This window comes from Pedobacter sp. (assembly GCF_041645105.1).
In the GTDB taxonomy this organism is placed as follows: Bacteria; Bacteroidota; Bacteroidia; order Sphingobacteriales; family Sphingobacteriaceae; genus Pedobacter.
This window is the reverse complement of record NZ_JBAZQQ010000010.1, coordinates 95,789-115,259: the sequence shown is the minus strand read 5'-3', so window position 1 is coordinate 115,259 and position 19,471 is coordinate 95,789. Positions and strand designations below refer to the sequence as shown.

Annotated in this window: 15 protein-coding genes; 1 reads left to right on the top strand and 14 read right to left on the bottom strand. The window is 39.5% G+C overall.

What is annotated here, in order from left to right:
• Positions 1-6: 6 nt before the first annotated feature.
• From WC623_RS23140 to WC623_RS23100, 9 genes are all read right to left on the bottom strand, one after another.
• Complete coding sequence (locus WC623_RS23140; RefSeq protein WP_372855638.1) at positions 7-3,516, bottom strand: SusC/RagA family TonB-linked outer membrane protein; 3,510 nt, start codon at positions 3,514-3,516, stop codon at positions 7-9.
• Between the two features lie 236 nt (positions 3,517-3,752).
• A complete protein-coding gene (locus WC623_RS23135) occupies positions 3,753-4,928 on the bottom strand; it encodes a FecR family protein (RefSeq protein WP_372855636.1) in 1,176 nt (391 codons plus the stop codon).
• 126 nt (positions 4,929-5,054) lie between these two features.
• A complete protein-coding gene (locus tag WC623_RS23130) occupies positions 5,055-5,684 on the bottom strand; it encodes an RNA polymerase sigma factor (RefSeq protein WP_372855634.1) in 630 nt (209 codons plus the stop codon).
• Positions 5,685-5,857: 173 nt separating this feature from the next.
• Complete coding sequence (locus WC623_RS23125) at positions 5,858-6,850, bottom strand: diaminopimelate dehydrogenase (RefSeq protein WP_372855632.1); 993 nt, start codon at positions 6,848-6,850, stop codon at positions 5,858-5,860.
• 193 nt (positions 6,851-7,043) lie between these two features.
• Positions 7,044-7,616: a DUF1579 domain-containing protein gene (locus tag WC623_RS23120; protein WP_372855630.1), complete on the bottom strand. Its 573-nt coding sequence runs from the start codon at positions 7,614-7,616 to the stop codon at positions 7,044-7,046.
• A gap of 210 nt (positions 7,617-7,826) precedes the next feature.
• Positions 7,827-8,648, bottom strand: a complete 822-nt coding sequence (locus WC623_RS23115) for a response regulator (RefSeq protein WP_372855682.1) — start codon at positions 8,646-8,648, stop codon at positions 7,827-7,829.
• Complete coding sequence (locus WC623_RS23110; RefSeq protein WP_372855628.1) at positions 8,624-9,265, bottom strand: ferritin-like domain-containing protein; 642 nt, start codon at positions 9,263-9,265, stop codon at positions 8,624-8,626. The genes WC623_RS23115 and WC623_RS23110 overlap by 25 nt, the downstream gene beginning before the upstream one ends.
• Positions 9,266-9,276: 11 nt before the next feature.
• Complete coding sequence (locus WC623_RS23105) at positions 9,277-10,005, bottom strand: ferritin-like domain-containing protein (RefSeq protein WP_372855626.1); 729 nt, start codon at positions 10,003-10,005, stop codon at positions 9,277-9,279.
• A gap of 351 nt (positions 10,006-10,356) precedes the next feature.
• Positions 10,357-11,409, bottom strand: coding sequence for an aldo/keto reductase (locus tag WC623_RS23100; RefSeq protein WP_372855624.1), 1,053 nt, complete (start codon positions 11,407-11,409; stop codon positions 10,357-10,359).
• Between the two features lie 146 nt (positions 11,410-11,555).
• Between WC623_RS23100 and WC623_RS23095 the strand changes: the two genes are divergently transcribed.
• The gene (locus WC623_RS23095; RefSeq protein ID WP_372855622.1) at positions 11,556-12,428 is read left to right on the top strand and encodes a helix-turn-helix domain-containing protein; all 873 of its coding nucleotides are present in this window, start codon (positions 11,556-11,558) and stop codon (positions 12,426-12,428) included.
• Positions 12,429-12,436: 8 nt separating this feature from the next.
• On the opposite strand, the gene WC623_RS23090 is transcribed toward WC623_RS23095, so the two are convergent.
• The 5 genes from WC623_RS23090 to WC623_RS23070 form a co-directional block, all read right to left on the bottom strand.
• On the bottom strand, positions 12,437-12,880 hold the full coding sequence (locus WC623_RS23090; RefSeq protein WP_372855620.1) for a carboxymuconolactone decarboxylase family protein: 444 nt from the start codon (positions 12,878-12,880) through the stop codon (positions 12,437-12,439).
• An 80-nt stretch (positions 12,881-12,960) separates the two neighbouring features.
• Positions 12,961-13,557 (bottom strand): Crp/Fnr family transcriptional regulator, encoded by a 597-nt coding sequence (locus tag WC623_RS23085; protein ID WP_372855618.1) that lies wholly within the window; start codon positions 13,555-13,557, stop codon positions 12,961-12,963.
• Between the two features lie 38 nt (positions 13,558-13,595).
• Entirely contained in the window at positions 13,596-14,648 is a 1,053-nt protein-coding gene (locus WC623_RS23080) for an alpha/beta hydrolase-fold protein (RefSeq protein WP_372855616.1), read from the bottom strand.
• A 306-nt stretch (positions 14,649-14,954) separates the two neighbouring features.
• Entirely contained in the window at positions 14,955-16,610 is a 1,656-nt protein-coding gene (locus WC623_RS23075) for a RagB/SusD family nutrient uptake outer membrane protein (protein ID WP_372855614.1), read from the bottom strand.
• An 11-nt stretch (positions 16,611-16,621) separates the two neighbouring features.
• Positions 16,622-19,447 carry a SusC/RagA family TonB-linked outer membrane protein gene (locus WC623_RS23070; protein WP_372855680.1) on the bottom strand — a complete coding sequence of 942 codons (2,826 nt, stop codon included), beginning with the start codon at positions 19,445-19,447 and terminating at the stop codon, positions 16,622-16,624.
• Positions 19,448-19,471: the final 24 nt, after the last annotated feature.

The following is a 19,471-nucleotide window of genomic DNA, read 5'->3' as shown; positions in this document are numbered from 1 at the left end:
GCTATATTAATTAATACCAACCACTAAATTAAAACCAAAAGTGCGTGTTGAAGGGAATTGTCCAATCTCAAATCCCTGTACAATATCAGTACCGCTTAAAGTACCAAACTCCGGATCAAACATTGGCCAGTTAGACCATATTACAAGGTTACGCCCATATACTCCTATAGTTGCCCGGGATACCTTTATTGATTTTAGAAGTGACTTAGGTAGTGTATAATCTAACCTCGCTTCTCTAAATTTGATGAAATCTGTTTTATAGGTTGCTCCTTCTCCATTAATTGTTCCCATAGAAGTATTATAAAACGAGGTGATATCTGTAGCTATGGTTGTATTTGGACTGAAAGTCCCATTCCCATTATCTACCACACCTTTTCCTGTTATACCACTATAACGACCTGGCAAAGTAGCCGAAAGCTTACCAAAATCTGCCAGACGGCCATGCGTATAAGAATGAGCTACTCCTCCTTTTTGTGCATCAAACAGCACGTTCAACCTTAGCTGCTTATAGGTAAACTCAGTACCTATACTTGCCTTGTATTTAGGGATAGTATTACCCAAATAAACAGGAGTAGGTGAAAGTAGCGGAATACCCGTAGTAGCATTATAGATTACTTGACCGTCCGGAGCACGTAAAAACCCTGTCCCATACATATCGCCCAGGCTACCACCTACATTTGCAATAATTTGTGCGCCACCTACTGCACTTGAACGCAATAATACCGTAGAATCGTTATTTGCTAATGCAATGATTTTATTTTTATTCGTGGCGAAAGTCATAAAGGTTGTCCACTTAAAGCTTCTGCTTTTTACGAGTGTGCCATTAATTGCTACTTCCAGACCAGAGTTATTAATTTGTCCGGCATTAATAATTTGACGGGAATGACCAGATGAACGATCTACAATACGTTCCAGGATCTGGTTTTTAGTATTTCCGGCGTACGCGGCAATATCTATACCTAGACGGTTTTTAAATAATTTAATGTCTGTACCAATTTCGTAAGCTGTAGTTTTTAGCGGTTTTAAATCAGGATTGGGTATTGTAGTTGGATTTTGCAAGGAACCATTTGGATAAGTTCCGTTAGCTGCCAAGCCATATAAATATGCAGTACGGTAAGGAACTGTCCCCCCACTACCAACCTGCGAAATAGAAAGTCTCAATTTTGCAAAACTGACAACTTCAGGTAATTTAAAATAATCGGAAGCAATAAAACTCAGGTTTGCAGATGGATAAGAGAAACCAGTACTATTCTTCCTTATTGGATTCGCAAGTGTACTATTCCAGTCCCTACGACCGGTTAAATCTAAATATAGATAGTTTTTATAGGAAGCAGAAAATAAGCCATATATACTGTTCATCGAAAAACGTGAAGTATCCGGTACAAATACCAAAGGATTTGCTGCATTATCAAGACTATATACATTTGGTTCTATTAGTCCATCAGCACGTGTTTCATTTTTGGAATAGCGGTTTTTGAGCATACTACCGCCAACGGTTGCTGTAACATTGAAATCTTTATTCAGTTGCTTGTTATATTTCAATAAAAAATCGCCTGTATATTCTTTAGATATAATATCTTGAGTTCGATAAGAACCAGTAGCTAAACGTGCTGCCGTCCAAGGGCGTTTTTGCACTCTATCATCATCTGTGCGATCCAAAGTTGCCCTTAGTTGCAAGCTCAATTCTTTTGTAAAAGCATAGTTTAATTGTGCATTACCAGTTATACCGTTACGTTTTGAACCATTGATAAACTCATAAGAAATAGCGTATGGATTTTCTGGTGATGCGGTGAAAACATCTTTAAGCTCTCTGTATTCTTTACCGTTTACCCAATAATTACGTAACCAATTGATATCGGCATTTGGAACCCAAAACACATACCAGTACATTACAGATTGATTCCCGTATCCCATTCCGGGTAAATTATCACTTTCCCTGTTCGTGTAAGCGGCTTTTACAGACAAACTTAATTTTGAAGTAAGCTTACTGTTAGCCGAGAAGGAGACGTTAGTACGTTTAAAACCAGTATTCGGAATAATCCATTCGTTATCAGCATGTGTTGCAGAAACACGGAAAGTAGTATTCTTTTTTATGTTTCCATTCAGGCTGATAGAATTTGTAAATGTTTTTCCTGTTTCGAAAAATTCCCTGACCTGATTCTTATAAGGCACCCATGGTGTAGCTTCTGTAGCTGCGGCCTGAGTTACAGGATCATATTGAACAAATTTCTGACCGTTAAACCTTGGACCAAAAGCCAAACTACTTGCACTATTCACACCATATCCATAGGCATCGGCACCACTTTGTCCCTGTCCGTATTCATATTGTAGATCAGGCCAGCGGTTAGGACTTTCCAATGCTAAATTAGAGGTTAAGGTTATACTTACCCCTTTACTTTTTGTATTACCCGATTTGGTAGTCACAATAATGGCTCCATTTGCACCACGTTGCCCATATAAAGCAGCAGCACCTGGGCCTTTAAGGACCGTAATACTCTCAATATCTTCGGGGTTAAGATCGTTAATTCCGCTTCCAAAATCAGTTGGCTGAATTCCGTCTGATGGTCCTGCAGCAGATCCACCTGTCGCTGTTCTCTTGCCACTACCATTATTGACTATTACTCCATCTATGACAACCAAAGCTTCATTGTCTGCACCTCCTGTTAGGTTGTTCTCTCCTCGCAAGATAATCTTATTTGAACCAGCAGGGCCTCCGTTTGACCTGATCATGTTTAAACCAGCAACTTTTCCCGATAGCGCATCAAGCCAGTTTCCAGATGGCGCATTGGTAACTTGATCACCGTCTAATTTTGTAATTGCATAACCTAATGCCCTTTCTTCTCTTTTGATACCCAATGCAGTAACGACCACTTCATTTAACTTACTATCTGCTATTTCTAACCTAACTGTGACCTCTCGTGTATCTTTGGTAACTTTCACTTCTTTGACCTGGTATCCGAGATAAGAAATCTCCAGTATAGTATTTTCACTTACTCCTTTTAGTGTAAACCTACCTTCTCCGTCTGTTGTGGCTACCTTGCTTGTACCTTTAACCCTTATTGTAGCCCCGTACATAGGTTCCCCATTTTCATCTAATACCCGACCCCGCACATCAGTTGTCTGAAACTGACCGACGATTTCATCTAGTAGATTTTTCTCCTTTGGTTTGATAATAACAGTTTTACTATCAATTGAAAAACTTAAGGGTTGGTTTTTGAAAACCTGTCTCAATACATCATCAAAATTGCCCCCTTTAACATTAATGGTTACAGGTAAAGATGCTTTAAAAACACTTTCTGTGTAAATGAACTCATAGCCACTTTGGGCCCTGATTTCTTTGATGACCGCTTTTAAGGAGGCATTTGTTTTAGACAGACTGATCTTTTGAGCTAGTGTTGAAGCACTAACCTGCATAAGCGACGCTATTAATATAACCGTGGTTAATCGCATAATCAGCAAAAATTTACGGACATACCATTGTGGTATATCCCGTTTCTTCGTAGAAATTATATACATTAGTAATAGTTTGGTTGTGCAGCATACCTGTGTCCTCGAAAACTTAGGGTATCTGCGGTTAACGGTTAATTCTTATTGACATAGACCAAACATAAACCAGGGGTGCTAGTAACACTTCTGGTTTTTTTATGGTTAAAAGTCTTGGTTATACTTTCGTATTATTTCTCCATCTTTAAATTTTAGGTTTAACATTTTGTCCATTATATATTTGTGTGTTCATGCTATTAGAGTGATCATTATTTTGAAACAAAAATCTTTCTCCCTTCGACTTTAAAACGTACTCCTCCTGTAGATTCTAGAATATTAAGTACCTGTGTAACATTATCAAAGCGAGATACACCACCACCAAATTTCTCTGTAGGCATTTCCCCAGTATAAACTACATCTACATCGTACCAACGTTCAATCATACGCATGATGTAACGGATATCGTCATTTTCAAAAAGAAACTTGTTGTTTTTCCAGGCAATCGCTCTTTCAGTATCAACTTTGGTAATAGAAATTGAGCCTTCAGTTACAGAAGATTGCTCACCCGGCTTTAGTACCTCTGTTCCCGACTTACCCGACACCTTCACACTTCCCTTTAAAAGTGTAGTGGTTACTTTTTCTTCATCTGAATAGGCATTCACATTAAAATGAGTACCTAATACCTGAACCTTTTGTTCTCTTGTTTCAACAATGAATGGACGCGACTTATCTTCGGCTATCTGGAAATAAGCTTCCCCCTGTAGCTTTACCTGTCTGATTCCTTTATTTAAATTAGTGTTATATGTTAAACTAGAAGCCGCATTCATCCACACTTTAGATTTATCGGGCAGAATTAAAATATATGTTTCACCTTTAGCAGTTGTCAATGTATTTTCTTTATTCAAATCACCAGCCTTATCCAGTATTTCGTAAATTAACTCCCCTTCAGCTGTTTTGATTACACTTATCCCTTCTTCTTTAGCAATTTCTCCATCGCCAGCTTCAGACAAATTGATCTTTCTTCCATTTGCCAATGTTAAAGTCGCTCCAATTTTTCCAGGAGTTACACTTTGCACTAAATCAAATTTATCATTTGGCTCTGCATTATTATGATTGAAGAAATAAACACCCAGTATCATTAATGCTACCACAGCAGCAATACCCGCAGCAATACCTGACCACAACCTAATTGAGCTTTTCTTCGGTTTAGTATCAATACTATCTGTAATCTTTGTAAAAGACTGATTCAACAAGGTCAAAAGCTCAGGTTTATCTAGCAAATTCTGCGTTTGTGGTCCGTCCATAAACTCTTGAATTAACAACAACATGGCTTCCTGATCAGAACCAGATTGGACGTATTCCAAAAACGCCCTTGCCTGTTCCTCATCCAGCTCATTGTTTATATACTTATTAAGAGTTGCTTTTATTTCTTTTATATTCTCCAAGGCTAATCTATTTACTGCTATTACACCTGGAAAACAAAAAGCATCTGCTCTAAAAAAAATATTATGTAAAATATTTTTTAATCAAACAATTAACAGGAAAAGAGATAAATGATTGAATCGAAAATTTTATAGATCTTTCAAAATACTTGAAACTATTGATAGCGTAAGTGCGGTACCAAACGAAGATTGACGTTCTCTTAGGAATTTTGTAGCCTTAACAATATGGTCGTTAATAGTGGATGAAGAAATACCAAGTTGCATTGCAACCTCAGCATAACTCCTACCTTCAATTTTACATAGTTTATAAATCTGCTTCCGCTGTGGAGGCAGTTCTTCAATTGCATTCATTATAAGCTGACTATTCTCACGCTGAACAATGTTCTCTTCAATATGTGTATACAGCTCCGTATTTTCAAAGCTGAGATATGCCTTTAGCTTTTTATCCAGATTGGCTTTTCTAAAGAAATTATATACAGTGTACCTTGAGATCTGAAACAAGTAAGATTTAAAAGGCTGTTCGGGATCTATTAGGTCACGTTTTTCCCAAACCTTAATAAACACATCTTGTAAAATTTCCTGAGAATCATCTATTGATTTGATCATTTTAAGAATATTCAGAAAGATCCGTGGACTATAATTCTGGTAAATTTCTTCAAAGGCCTGGCGATCTCCTGATTTTAGTGCAATCAGCAGCTGAACCTCATTTAAGTTATTTACTCTTTCCTGATGCATAATGAATCCCCGTACTTTCTGCAAAAAAAACACATTCAATATTAACTAAATTTTCCCAAATTATTAACAAACATAATCAGTCATTTAATTGATAATTCAAAAGTTGTATTCTTCTTCCGGCTTTCATTGTTAAGGTAGCTGGGAACTGATGATGGGGCTTAAATAGCATAAGGTCGCCTCCAAGAGGCGACTTTATATTACAACAACTCTTTTCTCAATTCTGCTGCTGATTTCGGAGATAAGTATCCTAATGGAATATCAAATACAGTTTTAGCACCTGTTTGACCTTCTTTTGCCATTTTACCAATTGCCCGTGTATAAGCTACCAATACACTAGCTGTAAACTCCGGATTACTTTCCAGTTCTAAACTAAACTCAATTCTTTGTTTAGAACCGTTTCCTGTAGTGCCAGATCTGAACACTATCCCACCATGAGGCATAGTTGAGTGATTTTTCAATAACTCTTCCTCCGCAATGAAATTAACAGTAGTATCATACTGATCAAAATAATGAGGCATATTGGCTATCGTATTTTCAATTTCAGCTAAATCAGCACCTTCATTTGCTACAATATAACATACCCTTTCATGTTTTTCTGCCGTTGAAAGTTCCGGATTTTCTCCAGATCTTACTTTTTCTATTGCACTTTCTATTGGGATGGTATATTGAACTCCATTTTTAACACCAGACACACGCCTTACTGCATCAGAATGTCCTTGGCTCAACCCCTTTCCCCAGAAAGTATAGTCTTCACCTTCAGGCAAAATACTTTGTCCTAATAATCTTGCCATTGAAAATAATCCAGGGTCCCAACCTGTGGAGATTAAACTTAATTTACCATTAGCTTTAGAAGCCTGGTCAACCTGCTCAAAATATTCTGGAATTTTAGCATGTGTATCAAAGCTGTCCACTGTATTAAACAATTTTGAAACCATGATCACTTGTTCAGGCAAATCTTTTGCAGATCCTCCACAAAGAATCATTACATCAATTTTGTCTTTATAATCTTCTATTTTTGAAATAGAAACTACTTTAGAATCAGTACTCAGTTCCGTAGTTTCTCTCCTAGTAAAAATAGCAACCAGTTCCATATCTGGATTTTGCTGGATGGCCAACTCAGCACCTCTTCCTAAATTACCATAGCCAACAATACCAATTCTTAAAATATTACTTACAGTGTTTGTCATCATCTCAATTATACCCGTTTTTGTCAATTTATATTTATGCTCATATTATACTCATGAAATCATATGGGAGTTGTGTACCGAATATTGGTGATAATCTTTAGATAAGATCTTATTCATTCGGTTTCGCTAAGTTAAAGATTATTGATAAGATAAAATAACACTGCAAAAAAGGAGGGATGAAAAACCCCTCCTTTTACTATTTCTGTCTGGAAAATTTAATTTCCATAGTCTTCATCTCCTTGCCATCCGTTGTGCAATACATTTCCATAGTTTGATTATTATCGTCGACCAGTTTAAATACCTCTCTGATATCTATATCTTTTCCCGTAGTAGGATCAACACTTTTCCCTTTAAAATTAATCGAATTAGTCGCTTCATCCCATGTTCCTTCCATCTGCATAATACCCGTTCCCATATTGTCTATCCAGGTTGATAAGAATATTTTTTTGGCATTGTCGTATCCCAGTAGACTTATCCCTTCAAAGGGCATCCCCATCATTGTACCCTTGTGAATAGACTGCTGATACCTGCCACCCAAAACCATAGTATTTTCGCATACAGATTTACTTTTTGTTGGCGGAGCACCTGGCACCATCCACATGCTGACTTCCGAATTCCATTTCCCATCACTTTTAGCGATCATTTTGTGGATGTCTCCTGGCGTCATGTAACTTTGCCAGGCTTTCATCATGGCGTCGTCCTGAGCACTAACGCGTACTGTAACGGCAAAGAATAGCAAAGCCATTACAGATAATGTTAACTTTTTCATGTTTTTAGAATTAGTTTTCCCTATTCTAAATTTACAAAAAATTAGAACCATTAATGGCGTTTATTTTATAAGGTTAAATAATCATCAATGATATGACGGTATGAATTCGAAAGTGATAAAATTGTAGAAGAAATGTTCCATCTGGGATGGGATCCAACAGATCGCTACAACTTATTCAATGAACTTAAATACGCAAAAGAGCAACAACACTCATTGTTTCTCCGCTTCTATTTTTTTAAGGTATTCACTTGGCATCACTCCATAATATTGTTTAAATGCAGTTGAAAAATAAGAAGGAGTATTAAACCCACATGTATAAGCTATTTGAGCTAGTGTATGTCTTTTAGATAGCATTAGCTCAACAGCTTTCTTAAACCTTATTCTTTTCACAAAATCTTTAACAGATTCACCTGTAATTGCTCTCAATTTTAAATAAAGATTAGATCTGCTCATTCCAATCTCTTTACTAAATTTCTCAACTGAGAACTCTGAATCAGAAAGATGTAATTCTATAATGGAAATCGCTTGTTTCAAAAACTCTTCATCAACTGCATTGAATGCAATATTTTCAGGCACAATCTCCTTATTCGCAGAGTAATATTCCTTTAAACGTTTACGAGAGCGCAGCAAATTAGTTATTTTGGCAGCTAATAAATTGGTCGAAAAAGGTTTGGTCACATAGTCATCAGCTCCCATTTCCAGCCCCTTTATCTGTTGGCTAGTTTCAGTCTTGGCAGTTAAAAGGATTAATGGGATATGTGATGTATAAATATTCTGTTTAACCCGCTTACAGAAATGTAAACCATCCAACTCCGGCATCATCACATCACTGATGATCATATCGAATTGTTGATCTTCCAACATTCCCAATGCCATTTTACCATCGAATGCAACTGACACCTGATAAGTCTGGCTAAAAAAGTCCTGTAAATAGTCTACAATCTCTTTATTGTCATCAACAATCAGCAATTTGATTTCCTCTTTACCATTTTCAGTTAAGTCATCTTCTAAAAGCTCATTTTTGTCAAACATAGCTCCTTCCTCAGTTGTTCCATTGTCCTCTCCTGTAATAGAAAGTTCATAAATAGGATTCCCTGCATGAAAATCACTTTCATAATATTCATCAGACATTGGAATCGAGACCGTAAAAGTAGTGCCCTTACCCAGCTCATCACTGCATTGGCAGCGAAAACGTAAGTTAGTGGAACATTCGTTGTCGCATTTCTAGTTGCTATGATTCTATATTCAAAGTTTGCATAAACCAATTGTATTCTTGGTGTCCCACCCAATGCAGTGATACTGCTCACTAAAAAATCTATATATGATTTTTGATGACTTCTCATAGCTGTAATTGCCGGAATTGCAGCGACAGGAATTAGCGTGGTAGTTTGTGTTAATGCGTAGTTATAAAATTCATATTGCAGGTACTCAATACCTAATAATAAGTTTAGAGAATCTACTTCTATCGTATTAGTTGTTTGCGCATTAGCTTTTTGAAAAGCAGTTCCCAAAGTAAATGGTAACACAGCTAATGAAACCTTTTTCCCAAACTTGAAAAGATCTTTAACCACCTCCCTTCTGGGGCTCAGCTTTTTATCGTTTTCACCATCAGGCCTTTCAATTGCTTCGAGTAATTTTAATATATCCATTATCGTAAATTCTAAAGATTAATTACATTCAACTTTGTGATGATATATTTAGATGCAGCACTTAATACTTCAGCCGGACTTAAAAGGGCATCGCGTCCTTCGATAGCTACAGCACCAATTGCATTCATTTCTGTTAAATCTGCAAAACTGTTTGGAGTAATTTGATTCCTAATCCAGGCAGCGTGACGAGCTTCAACAGAAGCAACCTGACTGGCGATAACAACTGTATGAAGTTGTTTACTTCTGGCAATAACCCCGTTGTAAGCCGCCACTCCTAAATCTTCAAATATTTTCGCTGCAGCCAAAACGGATTGAACATCAGTAAAATCTATAGTTGAAAAATCAAACGTTAAAGTCCCTAATGCACTACTACCTAAAAAGTTCTTGTAAAATTCACGATGAGCAACTTCATGTGAGGCAATATCGATAAAATACAATCGCTGAAGATTTGTTAACGCAGCGGGAAAACTTTCTTTTAATTTTAAATAAAAAGCAGCTTCAAGTTGTTCAAATGCATATATATAATTTAATAATCCAGTATCGTTTAGGTCGGCAAAATCAATGGTATTGTCAACATTTACGAAAGGATTACCTGTCCCCGGAGCATCTGATTTTTTACATCCTGCAACCCCTGCTATCAATACAGAAGCGCTAGCAAACTGAAAAAAATGTCGTCGCTGTATTTTTTTTCCGAAAAAAGATACGCTTTCAGTCTCCATTTCAGAATTCCCTTTTGTCATAAGATTTAGTTTTAATATTTGGTTAGTTATTTGGTATTATAAGATAATCACAACGCATGATGCGTTTAGGAAGTTTAGATTTGATTGAAATCCCTCCATATAGATACAAGTCTATTCATGTTCATTAGATTAAGTAATATCTGGTTGTATTTGATACAAACGAATTTATAAACCAAGCAGTTAGCAAAGTTTTAAATTCGTCCATATTACTATCGAATTTGATGAAGTGCCTTTTTTTCGATTAAACCGACTTCCATAATCTTCAATGCATTAACAAAGTCAGACCGTTTAACATCAGATAGTTCCAATCCTCATTTAAAAGATAGCCTCATCCCTTTTTTATAGGGAATATTATATTGAGGCATTATTAAAGTCTGGTTTCACCTTTATCAAACCCTCATTCAATAATGTTTCCCAGAAAAATAAAGGGATCTCTTTAGCCACCATTTGTAAATTTGGCTTTACTTTATAGGACTTACTTGTGCTTAAAGCAATACTAGTAACTCCAGGTATATTTAGTCCGAAGTTCACACATGCTTCAGCGGGTGTGACATCAAATTCCTTACAGATTTTGTGGAATTTATCACGCCATTCATATTTTCTTTTACCCTCTAATGAGGTTTTATCCACTGGCTGATAATTATAATAATCACTACCAATTAAAAAACCACCATTAAAAACTGCTGAATTGATAACTGTTATATTTTTTTTATGAAGTCCTTCTATGAATTCAAGGAGTTCTTTTGGATGATCATGCAGTGTAAGACTGTTTGCGATCATTACCCAATCTAAATCAACATCTTTAGCTATACGCTCTACTACACGCCATTGTTTTGAACCTACGCCTACACCTAAAACTTTACCCGATATCTTTAATTCAATCAATGCTTTATAGGCATCTAAAATGTCCTGATAAAGCAGCTCTTCTTCCTGCTTATTTTTAGCTTTGGCCAAATATTCATCCGGGTCATGAACAGAAACCATTTGAGAGGAATATCCATTTAACAATTCATTGCCTTGCTCAAAACATTCCAATATTCCTGCATAACTTATTTTTTGGATGGCATCATTTTTTAAGTCTTTCCAAATGCCTTTTTCAAAAGTAGGTTCTGGAGTAGTAAGTGCCGTTTGATACCAACCCAACTTATTGCTGATCAGTACGGATTCAGGATCTACTTTTAAATCCCTCAAACTTTTACCTAATGATTCCAGGGCCAATCCTGCACCGTATTTACCTGCAGTATCAAACATCGCTATCCCATTGGCATTTTCTATACAGGCTGCTACAATTGATTTTTTAGTTGTGTAGTCGGTTGCTTCATAAATATTCCCCAAACAACTTGTTCCGAAAATTACAGGAGGAAAAATGCTCCCTGCCTGTGACAAATCACTCTCTATGTTCATATGATTAATAGGTTAAAAATTTGGTTTAGCTCAAAAGAACTTATATCAAAGGTACAAATGCAAGGTTTTCAATAACCATTACTTATCGACAATAAATTGCACTTTATCGACATTTAGCTTTACATTTATTGCTTATTAACTTGTTTATGAGCATAGATAGTCAGACACTAAATTTCATTTTACTGAATATAGGTCATGCAGTACATCAGGCAGACTGGAACTGGAAAAATATCTCCAGTCCTTTTGCCCGAATACATTTTGTGGAAGAAGGCACTGCTAAAATTATCCATGGTGATAAGGTCTATAACTTAAAAAAGAATCATTTATACCTTACCCCTTCTTATACCAAACACCGTTATGAATGCGATACTTATTTGTCCTTGTATTACATTCATATATATGAAGATTTGGGTAAACAACTTAGTATTTTCGACAGAATAGATTTCCCTGTGGAAATTGAAGTTGACAGTTTAACCATTCAACTGATCAAGCGTCTGGTTGTTATTAACCCACAAAGGGAGCTGCAATATTACAATCCTACATTGTATGACAATTCCTCCAATCTTGTGAAAAATATTGCCTTGCAGAAAACAATTCCTTTAGCTTATGAGATGGAAACTGAAGGGATATTAAAACAAATTATAGCACATTTCCTGATGCAGTCTTCGAGTAAAAACCCAGATATTGATAAACGAATCCTTAATTCACTCCAGCACATTAACCACAACATCAACAAACCTGTAAATATTGAGGATCTGGCAAAACTATGCTTCCTGACAAAAGATCATTTCATTCGGCTTTTTAAGAAAAGTATGAACTGTACCCCTGGAAAATATATCAATCAAAAGAAAATAGAAAAAGCACAGTTAATGATAATCGTTAACGACACTTCAGTTAAAGACGTTGCTTATAGCTTAGGCTTTGACAATATTTCTTACTTTAATCGGCTCTTCAAAAAGATAACCGGAGAAACCCCAGGTAAACACAAAGCAGATAGATCCCTGAGTCCATCTGCTTAAAAAACTTATTATGATGCAGGCTGTATATGTGTAGCAACACACATTCTATTCCAGCCATTAATGGTAATAATAGCCACCATGATTTGTGCCAACAAGTTGTCATCAAAAAAGGATTTTGCGTTTCGATAGGTTTCTTCAGAAACACCACCATTGGCAATTAAAGTCATTTCCTCTGTTAAAGCCAAAACAGCTCTTTCTTCATCTGTATAGAGCCCATCAACTTCTCTCCAAGCATTTAATAAATAAATTCGCTGCTCAGTTTCACCTTGTTTTCGCGCATCTATAGTATGCATATTGATACAAAATGCACAACCATTAACCTGAGAGGCTCTGATCTTGATCAATTCTTTCAATGTTTTGTTAATGGCAGTGGTAGCCAGGTAGCTTTCCAAACCAGCTAAAGCTTTATAAGCAGCTGGTTCAAGTTCTGCAATGTTTATTCTTTTTCCCATTTCTTTGGTATATTTTAAATGATAAATCAAAGATAAGTTTAAGTCTATTTTAAAAACTTAAACTGGTTTAAGAAATCAAATCATGTTTGTTTTTTCCTCAATTCACTTACATACTCTGGGGTAAGTCCCAAATAAGAAGCTAACATATATTGGGGAATACGTTGAACGAAATCAGGAAACAGACTCACAAACTGACGATAGTTTTCTTCCTTAGAATAGACATGGAAATACTTAACCCGCATCTGTGCCGCGGCATAAGCACGTTGCATCATTAACATAAAATAGCGTTCAAGTTGTGGTAATTGTTTTAGTAACTGTTCTTGTTTATGATGTTCAACAGCAATTATTGTCGAAGCTTCTACAGCCTGGATATAAAAGTGGGAATTACTCTGGTTTGTTAAGCTCATGTAATCAGCTATCCACCAGTTTTCCAAAGCAAATTGTGTAGTCTGTTCAATTCCTTTATTGTTGATGAAAAACATTCTGAGTAAACCTTGTTCGACAAAGTAGTTAGCTTTACAAACCTGACCTTCTTTGATTAGGTAATCTTTCTTATTAAAGACTAATGGCTTTACACTGGACAAAAGTAATTCTACTTCATTATTGTCCAATGAAATGTATTTTCTAAGGTGGTTTATAAAATTTTGATACATAGGATTAAATCCAAATATATACATAATAGTTTTTCGGTCACAAGCCAAGTTCAACCCATATGTTATTTCTTATAGTTATAATTAGCAAAACGTATAAAATTTGTCCAATCATAGACATTCAGATCATGTGCACCTTCCCGGAAATGATAACCTATCGTCGACTCCACAATCGGACTGCCTACAGCAGGCATCTCTTTTGGAAGCACGACCTTTTGGCGATAAAGTTCGTAGACAGGCTTTGCATTTACATTCGATAAAAAAGATCCATACGGATCCGCCCAGCGGTCCTGGGTTGCATTGGTAGTATATACCGGTCTGGGTGCGATCAGGCCAATCAGCATGTGCTGATCCACCGGCAGGCTATCTACCTTGTTACTATATTTTTTGTAGTTATTGTTGAACCAATGTCCAAACTGCTTATTGATCAGACTGATTGTCTCCCCATACTTCCGTCGAGCCAGTGCCGCACCGGAGTTCCCTGAACAGCTATTGAACACCATCGCATAACGCCTGTCCTGTGCACCTGCCCATAAGGCAGTCTTACCACCACGTGAGTGTCCAACAATTGCAACCTTTTTGGAATCGATGTCCTTATCTGTCTGTAGGTAGTCCATGACACGACTTGCTGCCCATGCCCAGGCACCAATTGCCTTCATCCCATTATCTTTTTCCAGTTCCTCTGGAAAAAGCTGCTCCAAAAGCCCCTGCTGATACCTATCTTTCCGATCGGGAGCTACATCGCCATTATGGAACGCAGCGATTGCATAGCCACTGTCAATCACCATCTCGGCAGGCCAAAACGTACTTTTTTCCAATCTGCCAGGATCAGTATTCCTTCTGCTACGGTTATTGATCAACAAAAATGCAGGTACCGGCCCCTTGCGCTTATTGGGAATAAATAGTACCATCGGAAAGCTGATCGACCTTCCCTTGTTCCACGCGGTGATCAACACCTCTTTCAGGTGCGCCCTGCCCTCCATTGCAGATGCTTTCTCGTTAGTCAGCTTGAAGCTGACACTATCAAAACCTACGGGCGTCCTTCCATATATATGCTCCTCGAACAGCTCTAATATTTCGGGCCTGCGTTTGTATTCCCATTCGGCAATGGTCTTCACCCTCTTGCCCTTGCCGGTGATCAACAGCGGAGGCAGTGTATACTTGGGTACGGTCGTTTCGTCGTAATTGACAATCTCGCCCATAAACTTATCGGTCTTCTGTGCGTGGACACTACCGCTCAGCAAGAGTGCAGTCACAAGCATTTGACCCTGTTGGCCAAAGATCCGGACCAATAGGGATTTCAGGCTAGCATAAAAAGCTATACAATTCATCTCGTTTGTATTTTTATATATTTATGGCCTGCACCAAAAGCTGCAGGCCTTGATGTTTAAATATCTATATGGTGGTGGACTTGTCCAACACAGCTAGTAGCCTGGGTTTTGAATTAACTTGCTGGCTTTATTGATTTCGCTCTGCTGGAAGGGATACCAATAATTCTTGCTTGTAAAAATCCTATTCTCGATCACAAATGGAGCATAACTGAGCACAGCGCCTACCTTGGTAATTTTCATGCCCCTCACCGGACCGTTGAAATAAGTCTCTCCCTCTTTCCAGCGCCTCACGTCAAAGAAACGCTGTTCCTCAAAGCAAAGCTCCACACGACGTTCATTCTTGATCCGCTCGCGTAGCTGCATCTGTGTTAATCCTGAGAGCGAAGGCATTCCAGAACGGTTACGCACAGCATTAATTGCCGTATAGGCCTCATTGGTTGGTCCTCCGAACTCATTCAGCGCCTCGGCATAGTTCAATAATACCTCAGCATACCTGAACAATACCCATGGCCTGCGCACGCTGGTAGTCCCGGTAATGTTATAGGTCGCATTTCCGCTTAAGAACTTACGCAGGTAATAACCGGATTTGGTGCTGTTCACATTTGAAGGCACATTGTCTCGTCCCCCTTCATAGGTCTCTACCGCACGCGAAAGACTACCTGTTTTAAATGTTGCCCCATTATATACAATAAACTGGTTCAGCCGCGGATCTCTTCCTACATAGGGATTTTGGGGATTGTATCCCGAAGTTGGATCACTGATCATTTTTCCATTGATCATTTCAAAGGCATCTACCAAATCCTCAGTAGGATTGGTTCTCCCCAGTCCCCCCGTAAAGCTGATCGGGGCATTGTTCGCCTCGATGGTATTGGTATTACTCGCAGGCGTGGCAAAGATCACCTCATTGTTATAGGAAGTGGCAGCAGTCGTATAATCCCATAGCGACGGGAAAAGTGCCGTGCTCAACAAACTATGCTTGTTGAGATCGATCAGCGCTTTGGCTGCCTTGGCAGCAGCATCCCATCTGGAAAGTTCGTTGTTCGGGTTATAAAGTGGACTTGCATAAACCAATAGTGTCTTTGCCTTCAAAGCCATCCCAGCAGCCTTGGTCGCCCGGCCATAGTTGGCAGCATCCCAATCCCTCGTAGAAGCTGCTGCAATCTGATTGATCGCAGAATCACAGTCCATCACGATCTGCCTTACGACTTCATCCACCGAATTCCTAGGAATGTTCAAGTCTTCGGCCGGCGAGAAAGGTCTGGTAGCCAATACCACTCCACCATATCGCTTGAACAGTTCATAATGGAACAGCCCTCTCAAAAAGAAAGCCTCGCCTCTCAATCCACGCAAGTCGCTGGCCGGAAAGATCACAGCGGTCGGCGAACGCTGCAAAAATGTGTTTACAACCCACAATCCGTTGTAAAGATTTGTGTACTGTTCATCAAAGGTTCTAAGGGTTCCCCAATTGCCATTATTAAAAATATTTACATTGCTATTGAGGTTCGAATTTACCGCTTCATCGCTACCGCTGGCCATCATTGCGCCCGATCCGTCCACATTGTACCTGGCCAGCATATAGTTGTAGCCATTGTTCAGAAACTCGCGTACCCGCCTATCCGTATTCCAGATGGCCTCTTCGATCACAGGGCCTTCACTATAGGAAGGCACAAAAAAATCATCCTTGCAAGCACCCAAACTTAGTAGCAGAAGTGCCAAAAGGATCTTAATTCCATTAAATTTCTTTTTCATCTTCATCTTTGTTAAAATTTGAGATTGATACCTATTGCATAAGTTTTTACATATGGATATGAGGAGAAACGTCCCGCATTGGGTGTCTCAGGATCAATCCCCAACTTGTTCAGTTTGGAGATCGTGAACAGGTTGTTCCCGCTCATAAAGATCCTTGCTCCCTTGAAACGTAAACGCTTGTTAAAAGCCTCGGGAGTTGAATAACCGAACTCCGCAGCTCTTAGCTTAAGGAAGTCCCCGGAGTACAACCAAAAAGTTGAGTTTGCCGTATTATTACCATTATCGGAAATTCCTACCCGCGGAAGGGTAGCCGTGGTTGCCGAAGCCGGTGTCCAACTATCCAAAAGCAATTGATTAAGGCCATTTGGCCCTGCATGGAAATGAGTAACCAGGTTGACCGTACGACCTTCTACTCCCTGAAACTGCATGCCCAGGTCAAACTGTCCATAACGGATATTCAACCCAAAGCCATAGTACATCTTAGGGATATCCGTATAGTCTGCGGCAGCCGCGTCATTAGCGTCGATCAACCCGTCGTTGTTGACATCCCTATATTTCAAGTCACCAGGTACCACCAGGCTCGCCAGGGTCTGCCTCGGACTGGCATTTATCTCGGCCTGGTTCTGGAAGATCCCCTCGGCGATATAATAGTTTCCTCCGCCGATATAATGTCCTATGGTTGATTGTGTAGGCAAACTGTTCTCAATACGCTTTACGATTATATTTTTGGCATAGGTCAGGTTCGCGTTGGTGCTGAAGGACAGTTTACCAAACTGCTTGCTAAAGGTTCCGCTAAAGTCAAAGCCCTTGCTGTCTACCCTTCCCGAGTTGACCTGGGCAACGGCAATTCCGACGATACCCGGAAGATTAGCAGGTCCAAGAATGTCCGTTCTTTTCTCGTTGAAGTAATCCAGAGAGAAGGACAGTGCTCCCTTGAGGAAATTGATATCGGTTCCCAGGTTCAGTCGGTCTATCTTTTCCCAGGTTGTCAAAGGATTACCTGCAGGGCTTACCAGACGGGCCGTGGTCGAGGTAGAGAATGTTGTACCCAAGAAAGGACCGGCATCTCTTGTGAACAAGGTACGGTATGGAAGTCTGACCACATTTCCATTGGCATCGTAAGTCGGGCCAATATTTCCTGAACGGCCGTAAGATGCTCTGAGCTTAAGGTAATCGATTACCCTAGAGTCCTTCAGGAAATCTTCATTCGACATTAGCCAGCCCGCTGCCACAGCAGGGAAGAAGCCGTAACGACTGCCTGGCGCATAATTCTCAGAACCCGAATAGCTACCGGTAAATCCCAACATGTAACTGGATCTGAAACTATAGTCCATACGTCCTACCAGCATACGCGTACGATAGTCGATCCGATCCACCGCCGCACTGACATACTGCTGCCCTCTTACACTAGCATTGAACTTGTGCTCTCCAAATGAACGCTTATAATCCAACCCCAGCCAAAATTCATTATTCTTGGTATTAGTCTGGAATGCAGCAGTCCTGTAGGCCATCACCAAAGGAGTCCGATAGGTCTGCACCGGTGTCACTGTTTGATTGAATACTGCATAGTTCTCGGTAAGTCCGTCTCCATAGTTACCATAACCATCATAGGAAAAAAACAGGTTCGCTGACAATCCCCTGGTGATGAAATCCAACTTTTGGTCGGCCATAATACTGGCTAACAAAACATTGGTCGTGGTCCTGGTAAAACCCGTTCCCTGCAATTGTCCCAGAGGATTGTTTTGATAGACAGAAGTTCCCCCATAGGAACCATCCGCATTCAATATCGGAAAAGCATTTGGCGGAAGGTTGTACAGGTTATTGAACACTGTACTGGCGCTCTCGCCCACATCGTTCCTTACCTCGCTCCTTACCCCGGCCAATAGCGAGAGTGTCAGCGTCTTGGTCACATCATAGTCAAGGTTTATCCTGAAATTATAACGTCTATAGCCATAATTCGAATTATAGTTCGGGGTCTTTGTTTCCCGGAACAAGCCCTGCTGGTCCAAATAACTGACCGAGCTGAAATACCGCACTCTATTGCTTCCCCCACTGAATGTAAGGCCATAACGCTGTGTAGGCGCGTGTTTCTTTACAAAACGGTCCAGATAATTATTGTCCGGATACAGATATGGATCACTCTGGTTTTGGTAACCAGCAAGCGTTGCCTCATCAAAGGCGGGTGCCTGTCCCACATTGGCCAGTCCTTGATTATACATCGTCGCAAAATCAAATGAGTTCAGCGGTCTGATCATATTGCTGGCAGACTGGAAACCACCCTGTGCATCAACTGTAATCAGGTTAGTACCGATCTTGCCCCTCTTAGTCGTTACCATGATCGCCCCGTTTCCACCGTTCAGTCCGTACCAGTTCAGAGCAGGTGCATCCTTTAAGACAGTAACACTTTCAATCTCTGTAATATCCATATCTTCGAAATCACGTTCGATACCGTCCACCAAAAAGATCGGCGAAGCGCCCTGCGCATAGGAAGATTTTCCTCTGATCTGGTAGGAAACATTTCCTCCTCCAGGTTGGTTACCCGTCCAGCTGAACAAAAAACCGCTCAACCTTCCAGCAAGCAGACCTGACAGGTTACTAATGGGCACTTTGGTTAACTGCTCATAGCGCAAAGAGCTTACCGCATAGTTCAGTTCTTCTTTGCTACGGGTACCAAATGGAATTTCTATCAGTTGATCTGTATGTGTTGAGGTTTCGTCAGTCTTCGACAGCACCTTGGCCTTCGCTCCCCCTTTTTCTCCCTGATCGATCTCCTTACTCTTATAAACCTGTCTGGCCACCTGCGCCGTGGCTCCAAGGCTGATCAAGTTGCAGAACATTACCAGCACCAGGCCTGAATATTT

Bases quoted from the DNA above. Each gene is read 5' to 3' on its own strand.
- WC623_RS23140 (WP_372855638.1), bottom strand. From the start codon at position 3,516: ATGTATATAATTTCTACGAAGAAACGGGATATACCACAATGGTATGTC.
- WC623_RS23125 (WP_372855632.1), bottom strand. From the start codon at position 6,850: ATGATGACAAACACTGTAAGTAATATTTTAAGAATTGGTATTGTTGGC.
- WC623_RS23120 (WP_372855630.1), bottom strand. From the start codon at position 7,616: ATGAAAAAGTTAACATTATCTGTAATGGCTTTGCTATTCTTTGCCGTT.
- WC623_RS23115 (WP_372855682.1), bottom strand. From the start codon at position 8,648: ATGTTTGACAAAAATGAGCTTTTAGAAGATGACTTAACTGAAAATGGT.
- WC623_RS23110 (WP_372855628.1), bottom strand. From the start codon at position 9,265: ATGGATATATTAAAATTACTCGAAGCAATTGAAAGGCCTGATGGTGAA.
- WC623_RS23105 (WP_372855626.1), bottom strand. From the start codon at position 10,005: ATGACAAAAGGGAATTCTGAAATGGAGACTGAAAGCGTATCTTTTTTC.
- WC623_RS23100 (WP_372855624.1), bottom strand. From the start codon at position 11,409: ATGAACATAGAGAGTGATTTGTCACAGGCAGGGAGCATTTTTCCTCCT.
- WC623_RS23095 (WP_372855622.1), top strand. From the start codon at position 11,556: ATGAGCATAGATAGTCAGACACTAAATTTCATTTTACTGAATATAGGT.
- WC623_RS23090 (WP_372855620.1), bottom strand. From the start codon at position 12,880: ATGGGAAAAAGAATAAACATTGCAGAACTTGAACCAGCTGCTTATAAA.
- WC623_RS23085 (WP_372855618.1), bottom strand. From the start codon at position 13,557: ATGTATATATTTGGATTTAATCCTATGTATCAAAATTTTATAAACCAC.
- WC623_RS23075 (WP_372855614.1), bottom strand. From the start codon at position 16,610: ATGAAAAAGAAATTTAATGGAATTAAGATCCTTTTGGCACTTCTGCTA.
- WC623_RS23070 (WP_372855680.1), bottom strand. From the start codon at position 19,447: ATGTTCTGCAACTTGATCAGCCTTGGAGCCACGGCGCAGGTGGCCAGA.